The organism is Pseudomonas sp. CBS, assembly GCF_024734645.1.
GTDB lineage: Bacteria > Pseudomonadota > Gammaproteobacteria > Pseudomonadales > Pseudomonadaceae > Aquipseudomonas.
The window spans coordinates 5708321-5721089 of record NZ_CP102929.1 but is presented as its reverse complement, the minus strand read 5'-3'; the positions used below and the strand labels follow the sequence as shown (position 1 = coordinate 5721089).

At 62.2% G+C, this 12769-nt stretch carries 10 protein-coding genes; all 10 read right to left on the bottom strand.

The genetic code is table 11. The features are described from left to right. The gene (locus NVB75_RS26040) at window positions 1-717 is read right to left on the bottom strand and encodes a TetR/AcrR family transcriptional regulator (protein ID WP_177047402.1); all 717 of its coding nucleotides are present in this window, start codon (window positions 715-717) and stop codon (window positions 1-3) included. Between the two features lie 151 nt (window positions 718-868). Next, complete coding sequence (gene lysS, locus NVB75_RS26035; RefSeq protein WP_258343960.1) at window positions 869-2371, bottom strand: lysine--tRNA ligase; 1503 nt, start codon at window positions 2369-2371, stop codon at window positions 869-871. 80 nt (window positions 2372-2451) lie between these two features. Next, window positions 2452-3547 (bottom strand): peptide chain release factor 2 gene (gene prfB / locus NVB75_RS26030; protein ID WP_258343958.1). Its coding sequence is split into 2 segments (ribosomal slippage): window positions 2452-3474 and window positions 3476-3547, totalling 1095 coding nucleotides; the frame shifts between segments, so codons are not numbered across the junction. Between the two features lie 309 nt (window positions 3548-3856). Further along, window positions 3857-4858: a diguanylate cyclase domain-containing protein gene (locus NVB75_RS26025; RefSeq protein ID WP_258343956.1), complete on the bottom strand. Its 1002-nt coding sequence runs from the start codon at window positions 4856-4858 to the stop codon at window positions 3857-3859. Window positions 4859-4909: 51 nt separating this feature from the next. Next, on the bottom strand, window positions 4910-5920 hold the full coding sequence (locus NVB75_RS26020; protein WP_017479456.1) for a chemotaxis response regulator protein-glutamate methylesterase: 1011 nt from the start codon (window positions 5918-5920) through the stop codon (window positions 4910-4912). Then, window positions 5917-8208, bottom strand: a complete 2292-nt coding sequence (locus tag NVB75_RS26015; protein ID WP_258343953.1) for a hybrid sensor histidine kinase/response regulator — start codon at window positions 8206-8208, stop codon at window positions 5917-5919. The genes NVB75_RS26020 and NVB75_RS26015 overlap by 4 nt, the downstream gene beginning before the upstream one ends. Beyond that, window positions 8205-8891: a chemotaxis protein CheW gene (locus NVB75_RS26010; protein WP_258343952.1), complete on the bottom strand. Its 687-nt coding sequence runs from the start codon at window positions 8889-8891 to the stop codon at window positions 8205-8207. Before NVB75_RS26010 ends, NVB75_RS26015 begins: the two co-directional genes overlap by 4 nt. Continuing rightward, window positions 8888-10138 (bottom strand): CheR family methyltransferase, encoded by a 1251-nt coding sequence (locus tag NVB75_RS26005; protein WP_258343950.1) that lies wholly within the window; start codon window positions 10136-10138, stop codon window positions 8888-8890. The genes NVB75_RS26010 and NVB75_RS26005 overlap by 4 nt, the downstream gene beginning before the upstream one ends. After that, window positions 10138-10650: a chemotaxis protein CheW gene (locus NVB75_RS26000; protein WP_258343949.1), complete on the bottom strand. Its 513-nt coding sequence runs from the start codon at window positions 10648-10650 to the stop codon at window positions 10138-10140. The genes NVB75_RS26005 and NVB75_RS26000 overlap by 1 nt, the downstream gene beginning before the upstream one ends. Next, the gene (locus tag NVB75_RS25995) at window positions 10650-12272 is read right to left on the bottom strand and encodes a methyl-accepting chemotaxis protein (protein WP_258343948.1); all 1623 of its coding nucleotides are present in this window, start codon (window positions 12270-12272) and stop codon (window positions 10650-10652) included. Before NVB75_RS25995 ends, NVB75_RS26000 begins: the two co-directional genes overlap by 1 nt. Window positions 12273-12769 lie beyond the last annotated feature (497 nt).

Genomic DNA, 12769 nt, shown 5'->3' with positions numbered 1-12769 from the left:
TCAGACCGAAGCCAACACCAAATGCATGTAACGCTTGAGGATCTCAAGCATTTCGTCGCTGGTCAGAGGCTCTGCACCGCCCAGCAGGCCCTGATATTCCATCCGACCGATAATCGCCGTCAACACTTTGGCATCCTGTTGCGGTTCGCGCGAACCCAATACCTGGAAAAACTGGCAAGTGCCCTGCAACAGGATTTGCTGGTGGGAGCGCACCAACTCGGCCAGGCGCGGGTTCAGCAGCGCCTCCTGGCGAAACGCCTGCTCGGCCATCAAGTGCTCGCGGCGGTTGAGCAATTGGCGCTGTACGTAATCGGCGGTCAGGCGCGCGATGTCGTCGGCCAGTTGCGAGCGGGACTGCGGGCTGCCGTCGCCGTAAGCGACCATCTCTCGCAGCAGCCCTTCGTTACGCACCCACAACTTGCCCATGAACGCCGCGCTGCGCTCCACGTATTGGGCGAAGGTGTCGGTGAGCAGGTCGTCGATGTCCTTGAAGTAATAGGTAGTGGCCGATAATGGCACGCCGGCCTCTGCCGCCACCGCACGATGACGCACAGCGCGCACGCCTTCACGCACCACGATGCGCATCGCCGCATCGAGAATGTCCTGCCGGCGTTGCTCACTGCCCCGGCGACTGGCCTTACGGCCCTGGTACTGAACACTTTCAGCCACGGCAGCGGCAATGCCGGCGGCACCCTTTTGAGCCATTACGCGGTTCACGACGGATCTTCCTTTCAGGGTGACGCGGAGCGTCACGGGCTGCGTTCCCCCGCCGAGCGTGGGGACGATCATCTGGCGCTGTTAGCTTGACGCTTAAATACGCCACATAAAAAAGCCGCCTTATAAAAGGCGGCTTCGGATTTCGCTACGGTTACGCTTGTGGCCGCATGTGCGGGAACAAGATCACGTCACGGATCGACGGCGAGTTGGTCAACAACATCACCAACCGGTCGATGCCGATCCCTTCACCGGCCGTTGGCGGCATGCCGTATTCCAGGGCGCGAACGAAGTCGGCGTCGTAGTGCATCGCCTCGTCGTCGCCAGCGTCCTTGTCGGCCACCTGGGCCATGAAGCGCTCGGCCTGGTCTTCTGCGTCGTTCAGCTCGGAGTAGGCATTGGCGATTTCACGGCCGCCGATGAACAGCTCGAAACGGTCGGTGACGTTCGGGTTGTCATCGTTGCGACGGGCCAGTGGCGACACTTCGAACGGGTACTGGGTAATGAAGTGCGGCTGTTCCAGCTTGTGCTCGACCAGCTCTTCGAAAATCATCACCTGCAATTTGCCCAGGCCTTCAAAGCCCAGCACCTTGGCGCCGGCTTTCTTGGCGATGGCGCGGGCCTTGTCGATGTCGGTCAGGTCGTCAGCGGTCAGCTCAGGGTTGTACTTGAGGATCGAATCGAACACCGACAGGCGCACGAACGGCTCGCCGAAGTGGAATACCTTGTCGCCGTACGGCACGTCGGTGGAACCCAGGACCAACTGCGCGAGTTCGCGGAACAGTTCTTCGGTCAGGTCCATGTTGTCTTCGTAGTCGGCGTAGGCCTGGTAGAACTCCAACATGGTGAATTCAGGGTTGTGACGGGTCGAAACGCCTTCGTTACGGAAGTTGCGGTTGATCTCGAACACCTTCTCGAAGCCGCCGACCACCAGGCGCTTGAGGTACAGCTCCGGCGCGATACGCAGGAACATTTCCAGGTCCAGCGCATTGTGGTGGGTTTCGAAAGGCTTGGCTGCAGCACCACCGGGGATGGTTTGCAGCATCGGCGTTTCCACTTCCAGGAAGTCACGCGCCATCAGGAAGCTGCGGATGTGGGCGATCACTTGCGAGCGCACGCGGAACGTCTGGCGCACGTCTTCGTTGACGATCAGGTCAACGTAGCGCTGGCGGTAGCGCTGTTCGGTGTCGGTCAGGCCGTGGTGCTTGTCCGGCAGCGGGCGCAGCGACTTGGTCAGCAGGCGCACGCTGGTCATTTCAACGTACAGGTCGCCCTTGCCCGAACGGGCCAGGGTGCCTTCGGCGGCAATGATGTCGCCCATGTCCCAGGTTTTCACCGAGGCCAGGGTTTCTTCAGACAGGGTTTTACGGTTGACGTAGACCTGAATGCGACCGGTCATGTCCTGGATCACCATGAACGAGCCACGGTTGAGCATGATGCGACCTGCCACCTTGACCGGGATCGCAGCCTCTGCCAGCTCTTCCTTGGTCTTGTCCGCGTACTGTTTCTGCAAGGCATCGCAGTAGTTTTCGCGGCGGAAGTCGTTGGGGAAGGCATTGCCCTTGGCGCGCTCGGCAGCAAGCTTTTCCTTGCGCAGGGCGATCAGGGAGTTTTCTTCCTGTTGCAGGGCTTGCGGGTCGAGTTGTTGGTCGCTCATGTCTTTTGAAATTCCATCACAGGTTCGTTGCCCCCGGCCTGCGGCCGGGGATCGCCGGCAAGCCGGCTCCTACAGAGTCTTTACAGGCCAGATTTCAGGCTGGCTTCCAGGTATTCGTCGATATCGCCGTCGAGCACCTTGTCGCAGTCGCTGCGTTCGATGTTGGTCCGCAGATCCTTGATCCGCGAAGCATCGAGCACATACGAACGGATCTGGTGACCCCAGCCGATATCCGACTTGGTGTCTTCCAGCGCCTGGGACGCGGCGTTACGTTTCTGCATTTCCTGCTCGTACAACTTGGCCCGCAGCATTTTCATGGCGGTGTCCTTGTTCGCGTGCTGGGAACGTTCGTTCTGGCAACTGACCACGGTGTTGGTCGGTACGTGGGTAATCCGTACGGCCGAGTCGGTGGTGTTTACGTGCTGACCACCGGCACCGGAGGAACGGTAGGTGTCGATGCGCAGGTCTGCCGGGTTGATCTCGATTTCCACCTTGTCGTCGATCTCTGGCGAGACGAAAACGGCGGAGAATGAGGTGTGGCGACGGTTGCCGGAGTCGAACGGGCTCTTGCGCACCAGACGGTGCACGCCGATCTCGGTCCGCAGCCAGCCAAAGGCGTATTCGCCCTTGATGTGCACGGTCGCGCCCTTGATACCAGCGACTTCACCGGCCGACAGCTCCATGATGGTGGCGTCGAAACCGCGTTTGTCAGCCCAGCGCAGGTACATGCGCAACAGGATGTTGGCCCAGTCCTGGGCTTCGGTGCCGCCGGAACCGGCCTGGATATCCAGGTAGGCGTTGTTCGGGTCCATTTCGTGGCTGAACATGCGGCGGAATTCAAGCTTGGCGAGGTTTTCCTCGAGACGGGCCAGCTCGGCGACGACATCGCCCGCTGCGCCTTCGTCGTCTTCTTCGACGGCCATGTCCAGCAGGTCGCGGCAATCGGCCAGGCCGGTGTTCAATTCGTCGAGGGTTTCAACGATCTGCGCCAGCGCAGCGCGCTCGCGGCCCAGTTCCTGGGCGTATTCAGGTTTGTTCCAGACAGCAGGATCTTCAAGCTCGCGATTGACTTCGGTCAGACGCTCATGCTTTTGATCGTAGTCAAAGATACCCCCGAATAGTTTCGGAGCGCTCGGACAGGTCCTTGATGGTGTTAAGGATCGGGTTGATTTCCATGGCGGGCAGCACTCGTTGGCGAACTTTTGAAAGCCGACGAGTATAACGACAAACGGGCGGGAACGGCAGCCCGCTTGGCCGAAAAGGCGGGGTGCATCAGCAAATGCGAGTTCAAGAGAACCCTGTGGCGAGGGAGCTTGCTCCCGCTGGGCTGCGCAGCAGCCCCTTGCAATGTGACTGTGGTGTTTCAGGCGGTACGTGGTGATGATCTAGGGGCTGCTTCGCAGCCCAGCGGGAGCAAGCTCCCTCGCCACAGTAAGCTCCCTCGCCACGGCAAGCGCTCTCCCGACAACCAGCGTTTTGCCGTCGTTACTCGATCCCCACCTGATTACGCCCATTGTGCTTGGCCAGGTACAAGCCTTTGTCCGCCGCCGAGATCAACTGCCGGCAATCGGTACCCTGCAATGGGGTCATGGTCGCCAGGCCAATACTGATGGTCAGGCTCGAGCCGTCCGCCGGGGCTATGTGCGGGATTTTCAGGCCCGCCACCGCCTGGCGCAGTTTCTCGGCCACCAGCCGCGCACCGCCCGGCGAGGTGTTCGGCAGCACCAGGGCAAACTCTTCACCGCCGTAACGCGCCGGCAAATCCGAAGGACGGCTGCTGGCATCACGAATGGTCGCAGCCACCTTGCGCAAGGCCTCGTCGCCCTCCAGGTGGCCGAAGCTGTCGTTGTAGGTCTTGAAGAAGTCTACGTCGATCATCAGCAGAGACAGTTGGGTCTGGTCACGCATGGCTCGGCGCCACTCCAGTTCCAGGTATTCGTCGAAGTGCCGGCGATTGGACAGGCCGGTCAGGCCATCGGAGTTCATCAGCCGTTGCAGCACCAGGTTGGTGTCCAGCAACTGTTGTTGGCTGACCCGCAGCGCCCGGTAGGCCGCGTCCCGCTGCAACAAGGTCATGTAGGAGCGCGAGTGGTAACGGATGCGCGCCACCAGCTCGATGTTATCCGGCAGCTTGACCAGGTAATCGTTGGCGCCGGCGGCAAACGCCGCGCTCTTGATCAGCGGGTCTTCCTTGGTGGAAAGCACGATGATCGGGATGTTCTGCGTCGCCGGGTGATTACGGTATTCACGCACCAGGGTCAGGCCGTCGAGCCCCGGCATCACCAGGTCCTGCAGGATCACCGTCGGCTTGATACGGATCGCCTGGGCAATGGCCTGGTGCGGGTCGGCGCAGAAATGGAAGTCGATGTTGTCTTCATGGGCCAGGCCCCGGCGTACGGCTTCGCCGATCATGGCCTGGTCGTCGACGAGCAACACCATGGCGGCGTTTTCGTCGGTCTTGAAGTCGTCGAGCTGTAAATCATTCATTTACGGTCACCTGAATTACTACCTGCAGGCCAGGACAGCGTGTGATATCGGTCATTTTGCGAATACTTCCAGCAATCGTGGCGCAATTCTGTCCAATGGGCGAATTTCAACAGCCGCGTCGATCGCCGCTGCCGCTTTGGGCATGCCGTAAACAGCACAGCTTTGCTGGTCCTGCGCGATGGTCAGGTAGCCTTGCTGACGCATCAGTTTAAGTCCCTGGGCGCCATCACGCCCCATCCCCGTCAGCAACACGCCGACGGCATCGCCATTCCAGTGGCTGGCGACGCTCTCGAAAAACACGTCGATGGACGGCCGATAAATCTCGTTCACCGGCTCTGCGGTATAGGCCAGCGTGCCGTTCTTCAGCAGCCGAATATGATGGTTGGTGCCCGCCAGCAACACGACACCACTTTGGGGCGGCTCGCCTTCCCGGGCCAGGCGTACCGGCAGGCCAGAGGCGCTGCTCAGCCATTCGGCCATGCCGGCGGCGAACACCTGGTCCACATGCTGCACCAGCACAATGGCCGGCGAAAAGTCCCGGGGCAAGCCCTTGAGCAGGGATTCCAGGGCAGCCGGGCCACCGGCGGACGAACCAATGGCCACCAGGCTCTGGCGTTTGCCCATGGTGCGCTGGGGCGCAGGTTCGGCCCGCACGCGGCTGCCACGCTGGCCGATCAGCCAGCCGATGTTGAGGATCTTGCGCAACAGCGGCGCCGCGGCGTCCTTCGGGTTACCCACACCCAGCGCTGGGGTGTCGACCACATCCAGGGCGCCATGACCCATGGCTTCAAACACACGGCTGACGTTGGCCTGCCGGTCGACAGTGACGATAAGAATCGCACAAGGGCTCTCGGCCATGATCTGCCGGGTGGCTTCCACGCCGTCCATCACCGGCATGATCAGGTCCATCAGAATCAGGTCCGGCGTCAGCTCGGCGCAGCGCTGCACCGCCTCCAGGCCATTGTTGGCGACCCACACCACTTCATGGGCCGGCTCAAGACTCAGCGCCCGGCGCAAGGCTTCCACAGCCATGGGCATGTCATTGACGATCGCAATCCTCATGCCCGGGCTCCTCCAATCAGCTCCACCACCGCGTCCAACAACGCGTCGTCATGGAAGCTGGCCTTGGCTAGATAATAGTCGGCGCCGGCGTCCAGTCCACGGCGGCGGTCTTCTTCCCGATCTTTGTAGGAAACAACCATCACCGGCAGGGATTGCAGGCGAGTATCACGGCGCAAGAGTGTGACCAATTCAATACCATCCATGCGAGGCATATCAATGTCAGTGATCAACAGGTCGAAGTCTTCGGAGCGCAGCGCGTTCCAGCCATCCATGCCATCGACCGCCACGGCAACTTCGTAACCGCGATTAAGTAACAGTTTGCGTTGCAGCTCGCGCACGGTCAGTGAGTCATCCACCACCAGAATACGCTTGCGCGCTGCTTCCTGGGTTTGCTGGGTACGCCGGGCGATGCGCTCCAGACGACCGGTATTGAGCAGCTTGTCCACTGAACGCAGCATGTCTTCAACGTCGACGATCAACACCACCGAGCCGTCATCGAGCAGGGCACCGGCGGAGATGTCCTGGACCTTGCCCAACCGGGCATCCAGGGGCAGCACCACCAGCGTGCGCTCGCCGATAAAACGCTCCACGGCAATCCCGTAGACGGCATCGCGCTCGCGGATCACCACGACCTTGAGGGTTTCCTGATTGCCCTGCCCGGGCGGGCGCTGCAGCAACTGGCTGGCGGCGACCAGGCCGACATGCCGGCCTTCGTGCCAGAAATGCTGGCGACCTTCCAGTTGCACGATGTCGTCGGGGGCCAGGTCACACATGCGTTCGATGTGGGCCAGCGGGAAGGCGTAGGCCTCTTCGCCGACTTCCACCACCAGGCTGCGCACCACCGACAGGGTCAACGGCACTTCAAGATGGAAGCGACTGCCCTGCCCCGCCGTTTGCTCCAGCACCACCGCGCCGCGCAACTGGCGAACCATATGCTGCACCGCATCCAGACCGACCCCGCGCCCGGAAACCTCGGTGACTTTGTCCCGCAGGCTGAACCCCGGCAGGAACAGGAACGTCAGCAGTTCCTCTTCGCTCAGGCGCAGGGCGGTTTCCAGCGGCGACAAATGCCGGTCGACGATGGTGCCCCGCAGGCGCTCCAGGTCGACACCGTTGCCGTCGTCACTCAGTTCCAGCACCAGCAGGCCCGCCTGGTGGGACGCTCGCAGGCGGATCAAGCCTTCGGCGGGTTTGCCGGCCAACAAGCGTTGCTCGGGCATTTCGATGCCGTGGTCGACGGCATTGCGTAATAAATGAGTCAGCGGCGCTTCAAGCTTTTCCAGTACGTCGCGGTCGACCTGGGTCTTCTCGCCTTCGATTTCCAGGCGCACCTGTTTGCCGAGGCTGCGGCCGAGGTCACGCACCATGCGCACCTGCCCGGCCAGCACGTCGGCAAACGGTCGCATGCGGCATGCCAGCGCGGTGTCGTACAAGACTTGGGCGCGCTGCCCGGCCTGCCAGCCGAACTCATCGATTTCGGCGGTTTTTTCCGCGAGCAACGCCTGGGCCTCGCTCAACAGGCGGCGGGTGTCGGCCAGGGCTTCCTGGGCTTCCAGGCTCAGGTCGACGGTCTTGAGGTGGCCGTCGAGGTTATCCAGAGCCCGGGCACTGTTGCTCTGGATGCGCTTGAGGCGTTGCAAACTGGCCAGGTAAGGCTTGAGCCGCTGGGTTTCCACCAGGGATTTGCTGGACAGGTCCAACAGGCTGTTCAAGCGTTCGGCGGTGACCCGCAGCACCCGCTCGCCGCCTTCGGTCATGCGCTTGTTCTGGCGAGGCAGCTCGGCACTGACGGGCGGCGCGGGTTCGGGCTCCGGCGGCAGGGTCAGCAGCGCTTCCATCGACAATTCAGGTTCCGGCGCGGGTGCTGGCGGTGGCGCAACGGGCGGCGCGACTTTTTGCGACGGGTCGAGCAAACGCTCCATCAGCGCCACGTAGGACTCGATGTCCGCCGCGCCCACGGTGTTGCCCGGCGTGGCGATGCGCATCAGCAAATCGGTGCCTTGCAGCAGCGCGTCGATATGTTCCGGCAGCAGGTACAGCCGGCTTTCCTGGGCGCTGACCAGGCAATCTTCCATCACGTGGGCGACGCTGACACCGGCGTCCACCCCGACAATCCGCGCCGCGCCCTTCAGGGAATGGGCGGCGCGCATGCAGGCTTCGAGCTGGTCGGCCTGAGTCGGGTTGCGCTCCAGGGCCAGCAGGCCGGCGCTGAGCACCTGGGTCTGGGCGTCTGCTTCCAGGCTGAACAGTTCCAGCAGCGAGGCGTCGCGCATCTGGTCGGGGGTCATGTGAGGCTCCGGGTCACGGCAGACAACAATTGCGCCTCGTCCAGCCAGCGCAGGCTGCGGCCTTTCCACTGCAACACGCCTTGGGTATAGCGGGCGCTGGCCTGGGTGCCCGAGGCAGACGCCGCGTTCAAGGTGCGTTCATCAATGGCATGGATGCCGTCCACTTCGTCCACCGGCACCACCACCGGCCCGTCCTGCGCCGCGATGATCAGCATGCGCGGCATGATTCGCCCGCCACTGGGGCCGTTGCTGGCGTCGTCCAGCCCGAGCAATTCCACCAGGGACAGGCACGCCACCAGCGCGCCGCGCACATTGGCCACGCCCAACAGGGCGCGCGAACGCTGATGTGGCAAGGAGTGAATCGGTTGCAGCGGCGCCACTTCCACCAGACAGCGGGTGGCGATGCCCAGCCATTCTTCACCGAGGCGGAACATCAACAGCGAACGGGTGACCACATCGCCTTCGACTTCCGGCGCCGCTACGTGACGATGATCGTCCTGCTGCAAGGCGTAGCGGTCGAGCAGGCGCGTGGCGGCGGCGGAATACACCGAGCAGTTGCGACAATGGATGTGTTCGGCCAGCAACGGGCAAGACTTGTCGCCGTGAATGCCGATACGGTTCCAGCAGTCGTCGATGGCTTGGGTGTCGGCCAGGGCCAGGTTCAGCGCGGTATCCAGGGTCATTGTTTACGCTCACTGCGGGCGGCACGGGCCTGCAAACGGCGTGCGCCGGCGACATCGCCCTGGGATTCGAGCAACGCCGCCAGGTGCATCAAAGCCTGCGGGTGCTGGGGTTCCAGGTACAAGGCTTTTCGATAATAACCCTGGGCTTCCAGGGCGCTGCCGGCCACATCGCTGAGCAGGCCCAGCCAGTAAAACACCTGGGCTGCTGGCGGGTGCGTTTGCAGATAACGCTCGCAGGCGGCACGGGCCTCAAGGCTTTTGCCTTCATTGGCCAGGGTTGCAATCTGACTGAGCAGATCGGCAGCGTCCGACTGCGCGGGCGGCGGTTTGATCGGAACGACGGGTTGCGCGCTGATCGTGCTGAACGGCCGGGGCTTGGTCGGGATAGGCGCGGCACTGCGCTGGGGGATCGGCGCAGGCATCGGCACAAATACCGGTTCCGGCGCAGGTTCAGCGTGGCGACTGAAGGCAAACGACTGCGGCACACCCATCGAGCGCATGCCCAGGCGCCCCAGCAGGCTGCCTTCGGCAGGCCCGATAAACAGCACGCCGTCGACGTGGGTCAGGCCCTTGAGCACTTCAAACACCTGCTTCTGGGTGGGCTGGTCGAAGTAGATCAGCAGGTTGCGGCAGAACACGAAATCGTAGCTGGGCTCATTGGCCAGCAGTGTGGGGTCCAGCAAGTTGCCCACTTGCAGGCGCACTTGCTCACGTACCCGGTCGGCAATTCGGTAGCCGTCGGTTTGCTCGGTGAAGTGGCGATCGCGGAACTCGATGTCCTGGCCGCGAAACGAATTCTTGCCGTACACCCCACGGCGGGCGCGCTCCACCGACAGCGGGCTGACGTCCATGCCCTGAACCTTGAACTGATGCGGCGCCAGCCCGACGTCGAGCAAGGCCATGGCAATCGAATAGGGTTCTTCGCCGGTGGAACATGGCAGGCTGAGGATCCGCAGGGCGCGCATGTGTTTGATTTCAGCCAAGCGTGCGACCGCCAGCCGGCCCAAAGTGGCGAAAGACTCGGGGTAACGGAAAAACCAGGTTTCGGGGACGATCACCGCTTCGATCAGCGCTTGCTGTTCGTCGGTGGAGGCCAGCAACTGCTGCCAGTATTGATCTGCGGTCTGCGCATTCAGTGACAGGCTGCGTTGACGCACGGCACGCTCGATGATCGCTTCGCCCACCGAGGCCACATCGAGGCCGATGCGTTCTTTCAGGAAGTCGAAGAAGCGTTGATCACTGCTCATCAACCCTCCTCGCCGGCGGCAAACAGCAGCGCCTGCACATCAGCCGTCAGCAGGTCGGCCACGCCAATCCACTGCATCAAGCCGTGCTCATCTTCACGCACCGGGCCCAGGTACGGTGCTTCGCGGTTGTCCAACCCGTAAGGCTGGAACTCTGCCGGATCACAGCGCAAGGTGTCGGTGGCTTGTTCGAGGATCAGCCCCAGCCAGCGCGCCGGAATGAGTGCATCCGGCTGATAATTGACCAGCACCAGACGTGTACTGGTGCGCGCCTGCGCCGGCGTGCCGAAGGTCAGGGCACTGAGGTCGATCACCGGCACCATCGCCCCGCGATGGGCAAAGATCCCGGCGACCCACACAGGCGCATGGGCAATCGGCTTGAGCGGCAAGCGTGGCAGTACCTCGGCCACTTCCGTGGCCTTGAGGGCATAGCGTTCATTGCCGATGTGAAACACCAGGAACAGTGCTTTCTTCACTGCCGCAACGGCACCGCGTTTAGCCGCGAAGTCGCTCATCAGACTTTGAAACGCGACACGCCGCTGCGCAGGCCGACCGCGACCTGGCTCAGCTCGTCGATGGCAAAGCTGGCCTGGCGCAGGGACTCTACGGTCTGGCTGCTGGCATCGCCCAACTGCACCAGCGCATGGTTGATCTGTTCCGCGCCGGTGGCCTGGGCCTGCATGCCTTCGTTGACCATCAACACCCGCGGCGCCAGGGCCTGCACCTGATGGATGATCTGCGACAACTGCTCGCCCACTTGCTGCACCTCGAACATGCCACGGCGCACTTCTTCAGAGAACTTGTCCATACCCATCACCCCGGCCGACACCGCCGACTGGATCTCGCGCACCATCTGCTCGATGTCATAAGTGGCGACGGCGGTCTGATCGGCCAGGCGCCGTACTTCGGTGGCCACCACGGCAAACCCGCGACCGTATTCACCGGCCTTCTCGGCCTCGATGGCGGCATTGAGGGACAGCAGGTTGGTCTGGTCGGCAACCTTGACGATGGTCACGACCACCTGGTTGATGTTGCCGGCCTTCTCATTGAGGATCGCCAGCTTGGCGTTCACCAGATCGGCCGCGCCCATCACCGAGTGCATGGTTTCTTCCATGCGTGCCAGGCCTTGCTGGCCGGAACCGGCGGCTACCGAGGCCTGGTCGGCAGCGGTGGAGACTTCGGTCATGGTGCGGACCAGGTCCTTGGACGTGGCGGCGATTTCCCGGGAAGTCGCGCCGATTTCTGTAGTGGTCGCAGCGGTTTCCGTGGCGGTGGCCTGTTGTTGCTTGGAGGTGGCGGCAATCTCGGTGACCGAGGTGGTGACCTGGACCGAAGAGCGTTGGGCCTGGGATACCAGGGCAGTGAGCTCGGTCATCATGTCGTTGAAGCCGGTTTCCACCGCGCCGAATTCGTCCTTGCGTTCCAGGTTCAGGCGTTTGCTCAGGTCACCGGTGCGCATGACTTCGAGGATGTCGACGATGCGTTTCATCGGCGCCATGATCGCGCGCATCAGCAGCAGGCCACAGAGACCGGCGGCGAGGATCGCGAGGATCAGTGAGACGCCCATGCTGATTTTTGCAGCGGACACCGCGTCGTCGATAGCGTTGGTGGCGCGATCGGCGACGTTTTTGTTTTCGGTAATGATGTCGTTGAGCTTCTTGCGGCCTGCGGTCCAGGTCGGGGTCAGCTCTTCGTCGAACACTTTGCGGGCGGCGGCGACATCATTGCGTTGCAGATTGTCGGTTACGGTGGCCAATGCCTTGTTGTAGGCCTGGTGCAGGGCTTCGAATTTATCGAACTCGGCCTGATCGTCAGCGCCGTTGATGGTTGCCTTGTAATTGGCCATCTGCGTGATGATGCGCGCTTCGAAGGACTTGTAGTCGGCCTTGTCGGCTTCGGTGAGTGTCTTGTCTTTGCGCAGGCCGATGATGTCGAGGGTGTCGAGGTAACTGTCGACCCAGGCGCTGCGGATCATCGAGCTGAGGTAGACCCCGGGGACTGCGTCGTCGCGGACTGACTCTTCGCCAGCTTCGATCTTCAACAGGCGTGAATACGAGACCACTACCATCAGCAGCATGATCGCGATGATGACCGCAAAGCTTGCCAATATCCGTTGGCGCAAGGTCCAGTTCTTCACAGTAATTCCTCGAGGGCCATTCAAATGGAGGGGAGTATAGCTGAGCGGGTGCCATCATTAATCAACGGGTTGTGGGATCTGGGTCACGCTCGGGGGGAAAGTTTTCTTGGGGGGGGCATATCCGTTGCTGCGGTAACGGCCGCTTATGGTTCCGCTCTTACAGCGGCTCACTTTTGAAGAGCGCAAAAGTAAGCAAAACGCTCTTGCCCCACCACTCGGCACCTCGCCTAGGCTCGGTGTGCCCTCACTCCGGCTTTGGACCGTGGGCCGCCGTCATGGGCCATCCCTGGCCCAGGACGGCTAACCTGGCGTCCTGCCAGGTTACCCACGCTCCAAAGCCTGCGTTCGGCCAGCGTGGTTTAACGGGGCGCCTAAGATCAAAATCAAGATCAAAAGCAAAAGCACAGCGGCCTCCCGGCCGGCTTGAATGTTTAGAAGCCAAATCAAAAGCTAAAGCGGGCACGGTCCAAAAAATGTGGGAGCGGGCTTGCTCGCGA